The 16,367-nt window shown below is 72.7% G+C and carries 14 protein-coding genes; 6 read left to right on the plus strand and 8 right to left on the minus strand.

Going from position 1 to position 16,367, the window contains the following annotated elements:
* The first annotated feature begins 26 nt into the window (after positions 1-26).
* The 3 genes from ACFWZ2_RS06830 to ACFWZ2_RS06840 are packed head-to-tail and all read left to right on the plus strand — an operon-like array spanning position 27 to position 2,216.
* Positions 27-977: an ATP-binding cassette domain-containing protein gene (locus ACFWZ2_RS06830; RefSeq protein WP_384542891.1), complete on the plus strand. Its 951-nt coding sequence runs from the start codon at positions 27-29 to the stop codon at positions 975-977.
* Between the two features lie 2 nt (positions 978-979).
* Positions 980-1,726 (plus strand): ABC transporter permease, encoded by a 747-nt coding sequence (locus tag ACFWZ2_RS06835; RefSeq protein ID WP_384542894.1) that lies wholly within the window; start codon positions 980-982, stop codon positions 1,724-1,726.
* A gap of 34 nt (positions 1,727-1,760) precedes the next feature.
* Positions 1,761-2,216, plus strand: a complete 456-nt coding sequence (locus ACFWZ2_RS06840; RefSeq protein ID WP_384542897.1) for a hypothetical protein — start codon at positions 1,761-1,763, stop codon at positions 2,214-2,216.
* Positions 2,217-2,257: 41 nt separating this feature from the next.
* Here ACFWZ2_RS06840 and ACFWZ2_RS06845 read toward each other — a convergent pair whose 3' ends face one another.
* The 5 genes from ACFWZ2_RS06845 to ACFWZ2_RS06865 form a co-directional block, all read right to left on the minus strand.
* A complete protein-coding gene (locus tag ACFWZ2_RS06845) occupies positions 2,258-3,310 on the minus strand; it encodes an enoyl-CoA hydratase/isomerase family protein (protein WP_384542900.1) in 1,053 nt (350 codons plus the stop codon).
* Between the two features lie 54 nt (positions 3,311-3,364).
* Positions 3,365-4,393 (minus strand): methylmalonyl Co-A mutase-associated GTPase MeaB, encoded by a 1,029-nt coding sequence (meaB, locus tag ACFWZ2_RS06850; RefSeq protein ID WP_384542902.1) that lies wholly within the window; start codon positions 4,391-4,393, stop codon positions 3,365-3,367.
* Between the two features lie 21 nt (positions 4,394-4,414).
* The gene (gene scpA / locus ACFWZ2_RS06855) at positions 4,415-6,616 is read right to left on the minus strand and encodes a methylmalonyl-CoA mutase (RefSeq protein WP_384542905.1); all 2,202 of its coding nucleotides are present in this window, start codon (positions 6,614-6,616) and stop codon (positions 4,415-4,417) included.
* Positions 6,616-8,463 (minus strand): methylmalonyl-CoA mutase small subunit, encoded by a 1,848-nt coding sequence (gene mutA, locus ACFWZ2_RS06860; RefSeq protein ID WP_384542908.1) that lies wholly within the window; start codon positions 8,461-8,463, stop codon positions 6,616-6,618. Before mutA ends, scpA begins: the two co-directional genes overlap by 1 nt.
* Before the next feature lie 333 nt (positions 8,464-8,796).
* Complete coding sequence (locus ACFWZ2_RS06865) at positions 8,797-9,585, minus strand: GNAT family N-acetyltransferase (RefSeq protein WP_384542911.1); 789 nt, start codon at positions 9,583-9,585, stop codon at positions 8,797-8,799.
* A gap of 346 nt (positions 9,586-9,931) precedes the next feature.
* Here ACFWZ2_RS06865 and ACFWZ2_RS06870 point away from each other — a divergent pair, with 346 nt between their 5' ends.
* On the plus strand, positions 9,932-10,351 hold the full coding sequence (locus tag ACFWZ2_RS06870; RefSeq protein ID WP_384542914.1) for an SAV_915 family protein: 420 nt from the start codon (positions 9,932-9,934) through the stop codon (positions 10,349-10,351).
* Positions 10,352-10,376: 25 nt separating this feature from the next.
* Positions 10,377-11,783 (plus strand): diaminopimelate decarboxylase, encoded by a 1,407-nt coding sequence (gene lysA / locus ACFWZ2_RS06875; RefSeq protein WP_384542917.1) that lies wholly within the window; start codon positions 10,377-10,379, stop codon positions 11,781-11,783.
* Positions 11,784-11,878: 95 nt separating this feature from the next.
* On the opposite strand, the gene purB is transcribed toward lysA, so the two are convergent.
* The gene (purB, locus tag ACFWZ2_RS06880) at positions 11,879-13,321 is read right to left on the minus strand and encodes an adenylosuccinate lyase (RefSeq protein ID WP_384542920.1); all 1,443 of its coding nucleotides are present in this window, start codon (positions 13,319-13,321) and stop codon (positions 11,879-11,881) included.
* A 188-nt stretch (positions 13,322-13,509) separates the two neighbouring features.
* Positions 13,510-14,289 (minus strand): SGNH/GDSL hydrolase family protein, encoded by a 780-nt coding sequence (locus tag ACFWZ2_RS06885; protein WP_384542923.1) that lies wholly within the window; start codon positions 14,287-14,289, stop codon positions 13,510-13,512.
* Between the two features lie 173 nt (positions 14,290-14,462).
* Between ACFWZ2_RS06885 and ACFWZ2_RS06890 the strand changes: the two genes are divergently transcribed.
* The gene (locus tag ACFWZ2_RS06890) at positions 14,463-14,717 is read left to right on the plus strand and encodes a holin (protein WP_384542926.1); all 255 of its coding nucleotides are present in this window, start codon (positions 14,463-14,465) and stop codon (positions 14,715-14,717) included.
* A gap of 26 nt (positions 14,718-14,743) precedes the next feature.
* Here ACFWZ2_RS06890 and abc-f read toward each other — a convergent pair whose 3' ends face one another.
* On the minus strand, positions 14,744-16,363 hold the full coding sequence (gene abc-f, locus ACFWZ2_RS06895; protein ID WP_384542929.1) for a ribosomal protection-like ABC-F family protein: 1,620 nt from the start codon (positions 16,361-16,363) through the stop codon (positions 14,744-14,746).
* Between the last annotated feature and the right edge of the window lie 4 nt (positions 16,364-16,367).

Here is a 16,367-nt window from a genome sequence, read left to right on the forward strand (position 1 = left end):
CGGGGGCGGCGGCGAGGCTGATGCCCATGACCAGCATCGACGTCCAAGACCTGACCAAGGAGTACGGCACGACCCGCGCGGTGGACGCCCTCACCTTCAGCGTCCGACCCGGCCGGGTCACCGGCTTCCTCGGCCCCAACGGCGCCGGCAAGTCCACCACCATGCGCCTCGTCCTCGGCCTCGACCGGCCCACCTCGGGCACGGCCACCGTGGGCGGCCGCTCCTACGCCACCCTCGAAGACCCCCTGCGCCACGTCGGCGCGCTGCTCGACGCCCAGGCGGCCCACGGATCGCGCACCGCCCACAGCCATCTGCTGGCCCTCGCCGTCAGCAACCGGCTCCCCGAGCGGCGCGTCGACGAGGTCCTTGAGGAAGCCGGGCTCGCGTCCGTGGCCGGTCGCCGGATCAAGACGTTCTCGCTCGGCATGCGGCAGCGCCTCGGCATCGCTGCGGCGCTCCTCGGCGACCCCGGCGTGGTGATGCTGGACGAGCCGTCCAACGGCCTCGACCCCGAAGGGATCATCTGGATCCGCGAGTTGATGCGGCGTCTGGCGCGGGAGGGCCGCACGGTCCTGGTCTCCAGCCACCTCATGAACGAGACCGCCACCTTCGCCGACCACCTCGTGGTCCTCGGCCGGGGCAGGCTCCTCACCGACACCTCCATGCGGGAGTTCATCGAGGCGCACAGCCGCCCGCGCGTCCGGGTGCGCACCACGGACCCGGCGGCACTCCGCGGCGTCCTGTCGGGCAAGGGCCACACCCTGGGGGAGGCGGACGACGGTCGCTGGACCGTCGACGGGGCGAGGGCCGAGGAGATCGGCGCCATCGCCGCGGCCGCCGGGATCCCGGTCCTCGAACTCGCCGACGAAGAGGCCTCCTTGGAGCAGGCCTATCTCGCCCTCACCGCCGACGAGACCGAGTTCGCGGCCACCGCGCCTGCCTCGTCCGCCGCACCCACGTCCCGCCAGGAGGCCTGACGATGTCGAACACCGCCGTGCTGCCCGTCGTCCGCGCCGAGTGGATCAAGCTCAAGTCGCTGCGTTCCAGCCGGGGCGCGCTGATCGCCGTGTTCGCGGCCACCGTCGCCATCACCACGCTGGTGTTCGCGACGGTGGGCAAGGCCGAGGCGGACAACGCCGACGCCGAACCGCTCTTCGGCGCCTTCTACGCCTTCAACTTCGGCCAGATCGCGGCCATCAGCTTCGGCACCACCGCTGTGTCCTCGGAGTACACGAGCGGCGCGCTGCGGATCTCGCTGGCCGCGGTGCCGCGCAGGGGACTGTTCTACGGCGCCAAGATGGCCGTCGTCGGGGGACTCGCGCTCGTGACCGGGCTCGTCACCAGCTTCGCCACCTTTCTGATCGGCCAGGCATTTCTGGGGGAGTACGCGATCGGGCTCGGGCACCCCGGCGCCGTGCGCGCCTGCGTCGGAGGCGGCATCTACCTGGCGCTGATGACGCTCCTCGCGGCGGGCCTCACGGCCGTGCTGCGCAGTGGAGTCGCCGTCCTGAGCGTGCTGATCCCCTTCACGCTGATCGTGTCGTTCGTGGTCGGCGACGTGGCGAGCGGTGTCGCGGCCTTCCTGCCCGACAAGGCGGGCCAGCAGGTGCTGCACGAGAACGCGACGGGAACCCTCGGACCCTGGGCCGGGCTTGCGGTGACGGCGGCCTGGGCGGCCGCGGCGCTCCTCGCGGGCTGGTGGGCGGTGCGGCGCCGCGACGCGTGACTGGTTGTCAGTGGCGGCCGCTTTACTGGATGCCATGACGACCTCACAGCATCTCGCCGCGATCGACCTGCTGCGCTCCCGGGAATTCCCTGGGGAGCACGGCAGGTCGGAGCGCGGCTCCGAGGGTCCCGGGTACCACATCGCGGAGTTACTGACGAGCGACTCCTTCTGGGAGGACGACGGCACGCGATGGCACGCCACCGAGGAGCAGTACGAGGCGGAGCGCGACGCCCTGACGGTGCTCCTCGCCGACCGCTGGGGACCCCCGCAGCGGTTCAGCCTGGCGAGCCTCTTCGAGCGCACCGTGGCCGTCGACTTCGGCGAAGCCGACGAGGCGATACCGGAGCCGTGGGCCCAGTTGAGCTCCTGCGTGCCGGATCTGCACCTGTGGCAGGTGGACGGCCGCTGGATCGCCCTCGGAGTCGCCCAGTGGGACAGGGAACTGCCCTTCCAGCTCCTGGCCGTGGTCACGGAGACGGACCCGCCGTGAGGGCGTGGGCCCCAGGTCACGGCATGCCGGGGCCTGGTCCGTCAGAGGAGGCCGAGAGAGCCCGTGCCCGACGGCTCGAAGAAGCGGGCCACGGCCGAGTCCGGTACGCCGGAAAGCTCCGCGGGCGACCAGCGCGGCCTGCGGTCCTTGTCCACGACCTGCGCGCGGATGCCCTCGGGCAGATCGGGCGAGGCGAGCACGGCGCAGGAGACGCGGTACTCCTGCTCCAGGACGGCTTCCAGGGACGGCAGTTCATGCGCCAGGCGCAGGGCGGCGAGCGTGACCTTCAGCGAGGTCGGGGACTTCGCGAGGATCGTCTCCGCCGCCTCCTTCGCGTGCCGGTCGCCGACGGCGTGCAGACGGTCGACGATCTCCTCGACCGAGTCGGCCGCGTAGCAGTGGTCGATCCACTCGCGCCACCCGGCCAGTTCACCGTCGGGAGCCGCCGTCGCGTACTGCCGTACGGCATCGGCCGCGGGGGTGTCCGAGAGGGCCGCGGTGAACTCCGCGAGGCGCTCCGACGGCACGAAGTGGTCGGCGAGACCGCACAGCAGCGCGTCGCCCGCGCCCACGGCGGAGCCGGTCAGCGCGAGATGCGTGCCCAACTCGCCCGGGGCGCGCGTCAGCAGATAGGTGCCGCCCACGTCGGGCACGAAGCCGATGCCGGTCTCCGGCATGGCGATCCGGGAGCGTTCGGTGACGATGCGGACGTCGCCGTGCGCGGACACGCCGACGCCGCCGCCCATCACGATGCCGTCCATGACCGCGACGTACGGCTTCGGATAGCGGGCGATGCGGGCGTTGAGGCGGTACTCGTCGTGCCAGAAGGCGGCCGAGGCCGCGCCGCCGCCCGCCCGGACGTCGTCGTGGATGGAGCGGATGTCGCCGCCCGCGCACAGCCCGCGCTCCCCGGCGCCGGTGATGACCACCGTGGCGATCGCGTCGTCCCGCTCCCAGGCCGTCAGGGCGTCGTCGACGAGCCCGACCATCGCGTGGTTGAGGGCGTTGATGGCACGCGGCCGGTTCAGGACGATGTGCCCGGCGCGGCCCTCGCGGCGGATCAGGACGGGGGCTTCGTCGGGAGTGGCGTTCATGGTGCGGGTGGCTCCGTTCACTTGAGGCCCTGCGGGTCGGGGTCGGCGCGGGTGTCAGGACCGTGGCTGGAAGGCGTCGAGGATCTGCTCGGCGGCCGACGTCGCCGTCAACGTGCCCTCACGCACGCGCTGTTCCAGGTCCGGCGCGACCCGCTGCACCTCTCCGTGCGCGAGCAGCCTGCCGAGCAGTTCGTCCCGGACCATCGACCAGGTCCAGTCGACCTGCTGGTCGCGGCGCTTGGCGGCCAGACGGCCCGTCGAGTCGAGCAGCGTACGGTGCTGCTCGATCCGCTCCCAGAGGGTGTCCAGGCCGCTGGACTCGCGGGCGCTGCAGGTCAGCACGGGTGGGGTCCAGGCGGCGTCGGCGAGTGGGGTCTCCCCTGCTCGAGCGGAGCCGAGAGCTTGGGGATGCATGAGGCGCAGGGCGCCCGCCAGTTCACGCGCCGCCGAGCGTGCGTCCCGCTCGTGCGGGCCGTCCGCCTTGTTCACGGCGATCACGTCCGCGAGTTCGAGGACGCCCTTCTTGATGCCCTGCAGCTGGTCGCCGGTGCGCGCGAGCGTGAGCAGCAGGAACGTGTCGACCATGTTCGCGACCGCCGTCTCCGACTGGCCGACGCCCACGGTCTCCACGAGCACCACGTCGTACCCCGCCGCCTCCATCACCACGATCGACTCGCGGGTCGCCTTGGCGACACCGCCGAGCGTCCCGGCGGAGGGAGAGGGCCGGACGAACGCGGCAGGGTCGAGCGAGAGCCGCTCCATCCTGGTCTTGTCGCCCAGGATGGAGCCGCCCGTGCGGGTGGACGACGGGTCGACGGCGAGCACCGCGACCCGGTGTCCGAGCGAGGTGAGCATCGTGCCGAGCGCGTCGATGAACGTGGACTTGCCCACGCCCGGCACCCCGCTGATGCCGATCCGGCGAGCCCGCCCGCTGTGCGGGAGCAGCTCGGTCAGCAGCCGCTGCGCCAGTTCCCTGTGCTGCGGCCGGGTCGACTCGACGAGGGTGATGGCCCGCGCGACGAACGCGCGCTTCCCGTCGAGTACGCCCTTCACATACGCGTCGATGTCGATCGTCACAGCCATGGGCTTTGGGGGCTCACCGACTCACAGTTCGTGGCCGAGATCGGCCGCCAGACGCTTCACCAGGTCGTACGCGGCATCCGGGATGACCGTGCCGGGCGGGAAGACCGCCGTGGCACCCGCCTCGTGCAGCGCCTCGACGTCCTGCGGCGGGATCACGCCGCCCACGACGATCATGATGTCGTCGCGGCCCTCGGCGGCCAGTTCCTCGCGCAGCGCGGGGACCAGGGTGAGGTGCCCCGCCGCGAGCGAGGAGACGCCCACGATGTGCACGTCCGCCTCGACGGCCTGCCGGGCGACCTCCGCCGGGGTCTGGAACAGCGGGCCGACGTCCACGTCGAAGCCCAGGTCGGCGAAGGCGGTGGCGATCACCTTCTGGCCGCGGTCGTGACCGTCCTGGCCCATCTTGGCGACCAGGATGCGCGGCCTGCGGCCCTCGGCCTCCTCGAAGGAGTCCACCAGGGTGCGCGTGCGTTCGACGGACGGCGACTGGCCTGCTTCGGTGCGGTACACACCGGAGATCGTACGGATCTGGCCCGCATGCCGCCCGTACACCTTTTCCAGTGCGTCGGAGATCTCACCGACGGTGGCCTTCGCGCGGGCCGCGTCGACGGCCAGGGCGAGCAGATTGCCCTCGAGGCCGGGGCCCGAACCGCGCTCGGCGGCCGCGGTCAGTGTGCGCAGGGCGTCCTGGCAGGCGTTCTCGTCGCGCTCCTCGCGCAGCCGCCGCAGCTTGGCGATCTGCTGGGCCCGCACCGAGGAGTTGTCGACCGCGCGGACCTCGATCTGCTCGTCGCTGTCCACCCGGTACTTGTTCACGCCGATGACGGGCTGGCGCCCCGAGTCGATGCGCGCCTGCGTACGGGCCGCGGCCTCCTCCACGCGCAGCTTGGGGATGCCCGCGTCGATGGCCTGCGCCATGCCGCCCGCCGCCTCGACCTCCTCGATGTGCTGCCAGGCACGGCGTGCCAGGTCGTACGTCAGCTTCTCGACGTAGGCGCTGCCGCCCCATGGGTCGATCGACCGCGTCGTGCCCGACTCCTGCTGGATCAACAGCTGGGTGTTGCGGGCGATGCGGGCGGAGAAGTCGGTGGGCAGCGCGAGTGCCTCGTCGAGGGCGTTCGTGTGCAGCGACTGGGTGTGGCCCTGCGTCGCCGCCATCGCCTCGACACAGGTGCGCGTGACGTTGTTGAAGACGTCCTGCGCGGTCAGCGACCAGCCCGAGGTCTGCGAATGGGTGCGCAGGGACAGCGACTTGGCGTTCTTCGGGTCGAACTGCTTGACGAGCTTCGCCCACAGCAGGCGCGCCGCGCGGAGCTTGGCGACCTCCATGAAGAAGTTCATGCCGATCGCCCAGAAGAAGGAGAGGCGCGGGGCGAATGCGTCCACGTCGAGACCGGCCTGCTGACCCGCGCGCAGATACTCCACGCCGTCGGCGAGGGTGTACGCCAGCTCCAGGTCGGCCGTCGCCCCCGCTTCCTGGATGTGATAGCCGGAGATCGAGATGGAGTTGTAGCGCGGCATCTTCTGCGAGGTGTACGCGAAGATGTCGGAGATGATCCGCATCGAGGGCTTCGGCGGATAGATGTAGGTGTTGCGGACCATGAACTCTTTGAGGATGTCGTTCTGGATGGTCCCGGCCAGCTTCTCGGGCGCCACGCCCTGTTCCTCGGCCGCCACGATGTAGAGCGCGAGCACGGGAAGCACGGCGCCGTTCATCGTCATCGACACCGTCATCTTGTCCAGCGGAATGCCGTCGAAGAGCTGACGCATGTCGTAGATGGAGTCGATGGCCACGCCCGCCATGCCGACGTCGCCGGTGACGCGTGGGTGGTCACTGTCGTAACCCCGGTGCGTGGGCAGGTCGAAGGCGACCGAGAGGCCCTTCTGCCCCGCGGCGAGGTTGCGCCGGTAGAAGGCGTTGGACTCCTCGGCGGTGGAGAATCCCGCGTACTGCCGGATCGTCCAGGGCTGGTTGACGTACATCGTCGGGTAGGGCCCGCGCAGATACGGCGCCACGCCCGGATACGTCCCGAGGAAGTCGAGGCCCTCCAGATCGGCCCCGGTGTACAGCGGCTTGACCGCGATCCCCTCGGGCGTCTCCCACAGCAGGTCGCTCTCGGACCTGCCGGTGGACTCCTTGACGGCGGTGCGCCACTGCTCGTGCGAGCCCGCGGCGCCGTCGCCGGGACCCAGGTCGATGGAGGAGAAGTCGGGGATCCGCATTACGCCACTCCCATGCGGTCGAGGGTGGAGGAGAGCACGGCCACGGCGTCGCAGCCCGCGAAGACGTATGCGTCGACAGCGGCGTACTCCCCGCGCCCGGCGAGGAACACCCGCTGCGCACCGGCCGACTTGAGGGCCTCGGCGACCGCGTCGGCCTGCTCCGCGTACAGCGCGTCACTGGAGCACAGGCACGCCACCGTCGCCCCGCTGGCCCGGAACGCCTCGGCGGCCGTCTCCGGGTCCACCGTCGCCGGCTCGTGCACGGCCTCGATGCCGCCCGCCTGGAAGAGGTTCGACGCGAACGTCGCCCGCGCGGTGTGCGCGGCGGCCGGGCCGAGCGCCGCGAGGAACACGCGGGGCCGGGCACCGGTCTTCGCCAGATGCGCGTCGGAGCGGGTGCGCAGCTCCTCGTACGCCTCGTCGCGCCGCACCCGGGGCAGCCCCCCGGTGGGCGCATCGGGCGCCGCGTCGCGCTCCACGGGGCGCTCGGTGAGCTGCGGGAACTCGCTGATACCGGTGATCGGCTCGCGCCGCTTGGCGAGCTTCTTGCCGCGATCGGCCCAGGTCGCGGCGAGGCGTTCGCCGATCCATCCGGAGCGCAGGGCCGCCGCCTGGCCGCCCGCACGCTCGATCTCCTGGAAGAACTCCCAGCCCGCGTGGGCCAGTTCGTCGGTGAGCCGCTCCACGTACCAGGAGCCGCCCGCCGGGTCGATGACGCGCGCCAGATGCGACTCGTCGATCAGGATCGTCGACGTATTGCGGGCGATCCGGCGCGCGAACGCGTCGGGCAGGCCGAGCGAGTGGTCGAACGGCAGCACGGTCACGGCATCGGCGCCGCCGACGCCCGCGCTCAGGCAGGCGATCGTCGTACGCAGCATGTTCACCCACGGGTCGCGCCGGGTCATCATCACCGGCGACGTCACCGCGTGCTGGCGCTGCGCCCCCGCGGACGCGGCGCCGCACACCTCGGCGACCCGCGCCCACAGGCGGCGTGCCGCCCGCAGCTTGGCGATGGTCAGGAACTGGTCGGCGGTCGCCGCGTACCGGAACTCCAGCTGGGCGCAGGCCTCTTCGACGGAGAGCCCGGCACCGGTCAGCTCCCGCAGATAGGCGACCCCCGTGGCCAGGGAGCTGCCCAGCTCCTGCGCGGCCGAGCCGCCGGCCTCGTGGTAGGGCAGCGCGTCCACGACGAGCGCACGCAGACCGGGGTACTCCCGGGCGCACAGCCGGGCGAGCTCCACCGCGGCCGCCGGGTCCGACTCCTCGCCGGTGCGGGCCTCGTGGCCCAGCACGTCGGCGCCGAGGTTGCCGTGCGCCGACTCCTTGGGCACGCCCGCGGTCTCGTACAGGCCGAGCAACTCACGGGCGGCGGGCGCGAATTCGGCGCCCGCGTCGAGCGCGACGGGGGCGAGGTCGAGGAAGACGCCGTCGAGCGCCTGCGCGAGGCCGGACACCGGGACGCCGTGCGCGCCCACGCTCAGCCAGAGCGAGGTGACGCCGTTCTCCAGGTCGCCGAGCACGGCTTCGTTCGTGCGTACGGGGTCGGTGCCCGCGTGCCGCTGCCGCACGTCCCAGCCCGCGGCCGCGTTGCCGCCTGCCGTGCCGCCCCGGACGAACGGGGCGAAGCCGGGGTGGCCCACGTCGGGCGCGGCGTCGTGGGAGGTGTACAGGGGGCGGGTGCTGAGCCCGTCCTCGAGTGCGGTGGACAGCGCTTGCTCGGCAGCCGCGCCCGATACGTCCTTACCCGACTTGCGCAGCACGCCTTCCACCAGGCGCTGCCACTGCTCATGGGTCGCATCAGGGAACTCGGCGGCCAGGGAAAGCCCGTCGTCAGGCAGGACCGTCATGCCCCGAATGCTAGGGCGGAACCCCTGGCACGCGGTGCCGAAAGAGCCTGTGACCTTGCCCTCTTCTGAACTCCCTTGATCTTCAAGGGGTGGACGGCTATTGCTTGCCGCAGGCATCCATCACCACATTTCGGGCCAGACAGTGATGCAGTGACAGGGGTGGAAGCGGCGGCCAAGGACGCGCTTGGGGGTGGCTCAGGGGCGGGTTGGGGGCGGGTCAGGCGTGGGTTGGCGACGGGCTGGCCGGGACCTGGCCGCGGTTTGGGTGCGCTTTAGGGGTACGCAAGGGGGCCGGGCTAGGGGAGGGCTCGTGCGGAGGTCGCGGGGGAGGGTTCACGCGGAGGCGCGCGAGGTCGGCCGCGGCCGCACGGAGGGATTCCCGGTGGCGTACTGGACGTACTCACGGAGCAACCGGAAGCCTGCCGTCCAGGCCAGCAGGCGGCTCGGCCGGTTGTCGCGCCCGCAGGACCAGCTCGCGGTGCGCCCGCGCGCGGTGATGTCCGCGCACAGGGCCGTCACACACGCGAGGGCAAGCCGCTCCCTGCGCCGCTCGGGCGTGGTGAGCACGGCGACGTCCTCGTACGCCCCGCCGACGAAATAGCCGCAGGCCACGGCGGCGACCTGGCCCGCCCGGTCGAACGCGCCCCAGCCGTGCCCCGAGGTGGCGAGCCCCGTGGGGCCGCCCCAACTGCTGTGGATCCACGCGGAGTCGCCGGACAGTGCGGTGAGGGCTTCGGCGTCGCGGGCCTCCAGACGGCGCACGGTCACCCCGCGCGGCGGGCGCGGCGGGTCCACCGGCTCACGGTGGACGTACACCATGCGTTCCACCGGTACGAGCCGATCGAACGCGGCGCCGAGCACCGGCAGGAAGCGCGCCGGAGCCTCCACCCGGCTGCGGGCGAAGGGGACGAGCAGGCCCGGCGTGAGACTGTGCGGATCGCCGCTCAGGAGCACATGGCCCGCGCAGGAGACGGCGGCGACCCGTGGGCTCAGGGCACGGTCCGCCCACCAGCCGCCGACACCCGTGGCGGCGACATGCTCCGGCAGGGAGGCGGGCCCGGGCGATCCGGCGGTGAACCAGCGGTTCACGTCGGGCAGCGGCTGCTGGGGAAGCGGGATCATGCGGGCTCCTCCGGAGTGAGACCTTCGAGTGAACTGGGCGTGACACCGGCCGGCCCGTGAACGACGACCCGCGTCCGCGACACCGGGTTCCCGTTCCGCCCGTCATCCAACTGGCCACGGAGTCACCGCTCAAGAGCGCCCCGTCGGCCTTGACGTGGCCCTGATGTACGACAGGACCGGGTGACAGCATCGCGTCAGAGCAGGGCGCAGTCGCGTCAACGTCACGTCATGGAGGGTCGGTTGGCACCTCGTGCCGGGCATAACGTCACCGTATGCCGCGGGTCACCCAACGAACCCGCGGTGCCCGACTCCGCAGCATCCGTTCTGTCTCCACCGGAGGAACCCCATGACAGAGATCCCGTGCGGCGAGGACCCCGAGCCTTGTGAACCCGGCCCGGCCGGACCGCTGTTCGTCCCCGTCCGGCCGGGACCCGCGGGCTGTGTCGCCCGCCTGTTCCGCACCCCCGTCGGCGGGCGCACCGCCGTCGCCTTCACCACCGAGGAACGCCTCGGCGCCGCCCTCGGCGACCGGGAGCCGTGGATCAGGCTCTCCGAACCGGCGTTGCGGGCCCTCACCGAGCCGCTCGGCGTCCGTGAGGTCACCGTCGATCCGCGCCTTGCCGCACATCCCGTCGGACCGCCGCCGGTCAGGCCCGGCGAGCGCCGCGCCGCCGCCTGGCGCGACTGGGACCCGCAGGCGGTGGGCGTCCTGCGCGTCACCGGCGCGGCGGCCCTCGCGGGCGCGCTGAACCTATGGATCGGCTGAGGACGAGGCGAAAAGAGACCCTGTCATGACCACCTTGCACGTACCTCCGTTCCCGGCACAGAGCCCGTCGCCGGCCCCCTCCGCCGCCCTGGGCACCCGCCCCGCCAAGGCCCCCCGGCCGGCCTCCCCGCCCGACCCCGAGCTCTCCGTCTGGCCCGTCTCCACCACCCGCCTCGACGACGGTGACCTCTCCGTCGGCGGTGTCCCGCTCAGCGAGGTCGCCGAGCGCTTCGGGACCCCCGCGTACCTCCTCGACGAGGGCGAGGTGCGCGGCCGCTGCCGCGGCTATCTGCGCGCCTTCCCGGAGGCCGAAGTCCTCTACGCCGCCAAGGCGTTCCTGTGCCGTGCCATGGCGCACTGGATGGACGAGGAGGGCCTCGGCCTCGACGTCTGCTCGGCCGGCGAGCTGGAACTCGCCGTCACCACCGGCTTCCCCGCCGAACGCATCGTGCTGCACGGCAACGCCAAGAGCCCCCAGGACCTGGAGGCGGCGCTCCGGCTCGGTGTCGGCCGCATCGTCATCGACAGCGCCTCGGAGATCACCCGCCTGTCCGCCGCCGTCCCGACGGGCAGCAGGCAGAAGGTGATGGTCCGGGTGGTGCCCGGCATCGCGGCCGGCGGGCACGCCAAGATCCGGACGGGCACCGACGACCAGAAGTTCGGCCTGTCGATCACGGACGGCTCCGCACAGCACGCCATCGCCCGCATCCTGGCCCAGCCCACGCTCGACCTGGTGGGCCTGCACTGCCACCTGGGCTCACAGATCACCACGGAGAAGCCGTTCCTCGCCGCGGTGCGCAGACTGGTCGGCCTGATGGCCAGGATCAAGGACCAGCACGGCGTCACGCTCCCCGAACTCGACCTCGGCGGCGGGCACGGCATCGCCTACCGCCCCGGCGAGGACGCGCTCGACATCGCCGCGCTCGCCCGCAAGGTGCGCGCCGAACTGATCGAGAGCTGCGCGGCGGCGGGCCTCACGGTGCCCCGCCTGATCGTGGAACCGGGCCGCGCGATCGCGGGCCCCTCCGGGGTGGCCCTCTACCGGGTGCTCGCGGTGAAGCGGACCGGCGGACAGACGTTCGTCGCCGTGGACGGCGGCATGAGCGACAACCCGCGTCCCGCGCTGTACGGGGTGCGGTACGTGCCCCGCCTGGTCGGCCGGCGCTCCACGGCCGAGGCCGCGCCCGTGACCGTCGTCGGGCGGCACTGCGAGGCGGGCGACATCCTCGCGACGGACGTGCCGCTGCCCGGGGACGTACGGCCGGGGGACCTGCTCGCCGTCCCGGCCGCCGGGGCCTACCACCTCTCGATGGCCTCCGGATACAACCTCGTGGGCCGCCCGCCCGTGGTCGCGGTGGCCGACGGACACGCCAGGCTCCTGGTCCGCCGCGAGTCCCTCGAGGACTACCGCAGCAGGGACGTGGGGCTGTAGGAGGAACGCGCGACGGCCCCGGAGCGGCATGCTCCGGGGCCGTCGTACGTGTGCTTGCTGCAGAACAGCGGCACAGCGCGTCAGCGCACCAGTCGCTACAGGATCGCGCCCGGCGTGTAGGCCGCGGCCTCAGGGTGCTCCTTGAGGAGCGCCTCGATCTGCGCGACGACCACGGCGACCTGGTCGCTCGCCGCACCGGTGAAGGACAGCTTGTCGGCCATCAGCTCGTCCAGCTGGGCGCGGTCGAGCGGGATGCGGGAGTCCGCGGCGAGCTTGTCGAGCAGTTCGTTGCGCTCGGCGCCCTGCTCGCGCATGGCGAGCGCCGAGGCGACCGCGTTCTCCTTGATGGCCTCGTGGGCCTCCTCGCGGCCGACGCCCGCCCGCACCGAGGCCATCAGGACCTTGGTGGTGGCGAGGAAGGGGAGGTAGCGGTCCAGCTCGCGCGCCACGACCGCGGGGAAGGCCCCGAACTCGTCGAGCACGGTCAGGAAGGTCTCCAGGAGGCCGTCGAGCGCGAAGAACGCGTCGGGCAGCGCGACCCGGCGTACGACCGAGCAGGAGACGTCGCCCTCGTTCCACTGGTCGCCCGCGAGCTCGCCGGTCATCGAGGCGTAGCCGCGCAGGATGACGGTGAGGCCGTTGACGCGCTCGCAGGAACGGGTGTTCATCTTGTGCGGCATCGCGGACGAGCCGACCTGGCCCGGCTTGAAGCCCTCGGTGACCAGCTCGTGCCCGGCCATCAGACGGATCGTCTTGGCGACGGACGACGGCGCGGCGGCGACCTGGACCAGGGCGGTCACGACGTCGTAGTCGAGCGAGCGCGGGTAGACCTGGCCGACCGAGGTGAAGGCGGTCTCGAAGCCGAGGTGCGAGGCGATCCGCTGCTCCAGGTCGGCGAGCTTGTGGGCGTCGCCGCCGAGCAGGTCGAGCATGTCCTGGGCGGTGCCGACCGGGCCCTTGATGCCGCGCAGCGGATAGCGGGCGATGAGCTCGTCGAGACGGCGGTGGGCGACGAGCAGCTCGTCGGCGCCGGTCGCGAAGCGCTTGCCCAGCGTGGTCGCCTGCGCGGCGACGTTGTGGGAGCGGCCCGCCATGACCAGCTCCGCGTACTCACCGGCGAGCCGCCCGAGCCGGGCGAGGACCGCGACGGTGCGGTTCCTGATCAGTTCGAGGGAGAGCCGGATCTGCAGCTGCTCGACGTTCTCGGTGAGGTCGCGCGAGGTCATGCCCTTGTGCACGTGCTCGTGCCCGGCGAGGGCGTTGAACTCCTCGATGCGGGCCTTCACGTCATGGCGCGTGACCTTCTCGCGCTCGGCGATGGAGGCCAGGTCGACCTGGTCGAGCACGCGCTCGTAGTCGGCGATGGCGGCGTCCGGAACCTCGATCCCCAGGTCCTTCTGCGCGCGCAGCACGGCGAGCCAGAGCTGACGCTCCAGCTTCACCTTCTGCTCGGGCGACCAGAGGGTGGCGAGCTCGGCGGAGGCATAACGTCCGGCGAGGACGTTCGGGATACGGGGCTTTGCAGGCGCAGCAGTCACGTGAATGGATTCTACTGGGCATTCATGCAGGCCAGCGCCACGCCCCTGTTGGTCGGAAGCTACGAGAGGCGCGGGCCCCGAAGGGGCGCGGGACTGTGCGGCATGCGGCTCCGCCGCGTGGGCACGACCAGCCACGACGCACCCGCAGACGTCCGACAACAAGCAGCGCGGCAAAGCTGGCGGCCCGCTCAGGCCGGCGGCCCGTCGTACGGCAGCAGCTCAGGACGCTTGGGCGGCCGACCGTCCCCGGACGACCGGCCGGTCAGACGGCGGCCGATCCACGGCACGAGGTGCTGCCGCGCGAACCGGGCGTCGGCGACGCGGCGCGCGGTCCAGTTCGGCGGCACGGCCGTCGGCAGCGGGGCGCGCCAGTCCTCCTGCGGAGGGTGGCCGAGCGCCTGCCACACGGCCTCGGCGACCCTGCGGTGCCCCTCGGCCGTCGGGTGCAGGCGGTCCACGTCCCAGAGCCGCTGGTCGCCGAGGACGGCCGCGCCGTAGAGGTCGACGACCACGGCGTCGTGCCGGGCGGCCAGCGTCTCGATGTGGGCGAAGAGCTCCTCCATGCGCGGGCGGAAGCGCTCCATGACGGGACCGTTCCGGCCGGGGCTGCGCATCAGGACGAGCTGCTTGCAGGAGGGGGCGAGGCGTTCGACGGCCTCTTCGAGCAGGCCGCGGACGCGCTGCATGTCGCACTTGGGGCGCAGGGTGTCGTTGAGCCCGCCCACCAGGGTGACCACATCGGCCCGCATCGCGGCCGCGGCGTCCACCTGCTCGGCGACGATCTGGCCGATGAGCTTGCCGCGTACGGCGAGGTTCGCGTAGCGGAAGCCGGGGCTCTGCGCCGCCATCCGGCCCGCGAGCAGATCGGCCCAGCCGCGGTAGCTGCCGTCGGGGAGCAGGTCAGACATGCCCTCGGTGAAGGAGTCGCCGACCGCGACGAGACTGGTGTAGTTGGCATTCATCTGCATGGCGGGAGCGATCGTATCCCGACGGGCCCTTCGGCGGCGGGCGTCGGGGTCGAAGGACCGTCCGCCGTCGGAGGTGGGGCGCACTCCGTTTCCCGGGGCGCGGGGGATCTGGGCAGCGTGTCGCGTCGGCGGTATGCCATAGGCACCCGTCGTCACGAGAGAGCGAGCCCGCCATGTGGACCGCAGCTTTCTGGAAGGCCACCGCGGAACGCGCGATCCGCACGTTCGCCCAGTCGCTGGCCGCCGTCCTGGTCGCCGGAGCGACCAGCCTCCTGGACGTGCCGTGGGTCCCGGCCCTCGCGACGGCGGGCATGGCCGCGGTCCTCGCGGTGCTCACGGCCGTCGGCGCCTCCGAGGCCGGGGCGGCGGGCCCCGGCCTCACCGAGCGACCCGCCCCGCCCGCGAGTGCGGGCAAACCGGTCCTCTGAGACCGGGCCCGCCCGCACCCCCGCGGCTATCCGCGCAGCACCCGCCCCGCGTCCACCCGCACCTGCGCCCCGCGGAAGCGCTCCCGCAGCCTGCGGTCGTGCGAGACGACGACCAGCGTCCCCGCATACCCGGCGAGCGCCTCGTCGAGCTCCTCGACCAGCGCGGGGGAGAGGTGGTTCGTCGGCTCGTCGAGGAGCAGCAGATCGGCGGGGCGGGTCACGAGGCGGGCCAGGGCGAGACGGCGGCGCTGCCCCACGGACAGCCCCTTCACCGGCACGGCCAGGTCCTCCTCGCGGAACAGCCCGAGGGACAGGAACGCCTCGGTGTGCTCCTCCGGCAGTCCGGGAAGCCCCGCGGCGAACGCTTCGAGGAGCGGCAGCGCCGTGTCGTCGTGCTCGATCTCCTGCGGCAGATGCCCGACGCGGGCCGGTCCGTCCACCGTGCCCCTGTCGGGGACGACGAGGCCCGCGAGGACGCGCAGGAGCGTCGACTTGCCCGCGCCGTTCGGCCCCGTCACCAGGGTCCGTGAGCCGGGTTCGAGGGTCAGTTCCCCGACGTCGAGCCGCTCGCCCACCCGTACGTCCGTGAGCGTGACCGGACGTACGAAGGGATGGTCGCCGCCCTCGACCGCCGCCGCGAACCGCAGCGGGTCCGGAGGCCGCGGCACCGGCTCGGCGCGCAGCCGACGCAGCCGCTCGCGCGCATTGCGTACGACGCCGGAGAGCTGCCCTTCCACCGACCGCTGATGCCCCGCGAACCGGGGCCGTTCGCTCATCCGCCAGCCCGTCGAGAGCCGGTCGGCGCCGCCCTGCGCGAGGCGCTCCTGGCGGGCCACCTCGTCGGCCCACTCGCGATGGCGCTCCTGCCAGCGGCGTCGTGCCGTGGTGCGCTGTTCCAGATAGCCGTGCCAGCCGCCGCCGTACCGCGCCACGGCCCTGCGGTCGCCGTCCACCTCGACGATCGCCTCGGCGACCCGGTCGAGGAAGACCCGGTCGTGGGTGACGGCGACGACCGTGCCGCGGTGGGCGCGAAGGCGCTCCTCCAGCCAGCCGAGCGCCTGGTCGTCCAGGTGGTTCGTCGGCTCGTCGAGCAGCAGCAGCTCCGGCTGCGGGGCGAGGACGCAGGCGAGCGCGAGCCGCGCGGCCTCGCCGCCGGACAGCGACCCGAGCGTCCGTGAACGCTCCAGGTGCGGTACGCCGAGTCCGTGCAGGGCCGCTTCCAGGCGGGCGTCGGCCCGATAGCCGTCCCGGGCCTCGAAGGCGGCGACGAGATCCCCGTACGCGGCGAGTTCGGCGCCGGAGGCGGCGGCCCCGAGCGAGGCCTCCGCCGCCCGGATCCGCCGCTCCAGGTCGCGCAGTTCGGTGAGGGCGTCGTCTACCGCGTCCTGCACGGTGGCGTGCGGTGGCAGCCTGAGCACCTGGGCGAGGTGGCCGATGCCGCCGTCGGACACGACGGCCACCTCGCCGTCGGCGGGCGCGTACTCACCCGCGATCAGCCGCAGCAGCGTCGACTTCCCCGAGCCGTTCTCGCCGATGACCCCGGCCTTCTCGCCGGGGCGCACCGAGAGGGACACGCGTTCCAGGACGGGCCGGTCCGGATAGCCGTACGACACGTCGCGCAGGACCAGTTGACTCAACTCGGGCATCCCC

Source organism: Streptomyces sp. NPDC059002 (assembly GCF_042740435.1).
GTDB lineage: Bacteria > Actinomycetota > Actinomycetes > Streptomycetales > Streptomycetaceae > Streptomyces.

Excerpts from the sequence above, each read along its gene's own strand:
- ACFWZ2_RS06830 (WP_384542891.1), top strand. The coding sequence starts at position 27 with ATGACCAGCATCGACGTCCAAGACCTGACCAAGGAGTACGGCACGACC.
- ACFWZ2_RS06835 (WP_384542894.1), top strand. The coding sequence starts at position 980 with ATGTCGAACACCGCCGTGCTGCCCGTCGTCCGCGCCGAGTGGATCAAG.
- ACFWZ2_RS06840 (WP_384542897.1), top strand. The coding sequence starts at position 1,761 with ATGACGACCTCACAGCATCTCGCCGCGATCGACCTGCTGCGCTCCCGG.
- ACFWZ2_RS06845 (WP_384542900.1), bottom strand. The coding sequence starts at position 3,310 with ATGAACGCCACTCCCGACGAAGCCCCCGTCCTGATCCGCCGCGAGGGC.
- meaB (WP_384542902.1), bottom strand. The coding sequence starts at position 4,393 with ATGGCTGTGACGATCGACATCGACGCGTATGTGAAGGGCGTACTCGAC.
- scpA (WP_384542905.1), bottom strand. The coding sequence starts at position 6,616 with ATGCGGATCCCCGACTTCTCCTCCATCGACCTGGGTCCCGGCGACGGC.
- mutA (WP_384542908.1), bottom strand. The coding sequence starts at position 8,463 with ATGACGGTCCTGCCTGACGACGGGCTTTCCCTGGCCGCCGAGTTCCCT.
- ACFWZ2_RS06865 (WP_384542911.1), bottom strand. The coding sequence starts at position 9,585 with ATGATCCCGCTTCCCCAGCAGCCGCTGCCCGACGTGAACCGCTGGTTC.
- ACFWZ2_RS06870 (WP_384542914.1), top strand. The coding sequence starts at position 9,932 with ATGACAGAGATCCCGTGCGGCGAGGACCCCGAGCCTTGTGAACCCGGC.
- lysA (WP_384542917.1), top strand. The coding sequence starts at position 10,377 with ATGACCACCTTGCACGTACCTCCGTTCCCGGCACAGAGCCCGTCGCCG.
- ACFWZ2_RS06885 (WP_384542923.1), bottom strand. The coding sequence starts at position 14,289 with ATGCAGATGAATGCCAACTACACCAGTCTCGTCGCGGTCGGCGACTCC.
- ACFWZ2_RS06890 (WP_384542926.1), top strand. The coding sequence starts at position 14,463 with ATGTGGACCGCAGCTTTCTGGAAGGCCACCGCGGAACGCGCGATCCGC.
- abc-f (WP_384542929.1), bottom strand. The coding sequence starts at position 16,363 with ATGCCCGAGTTGAGTCAACTGGTCCTGCGCGACGTGTCGTACGGCTAT.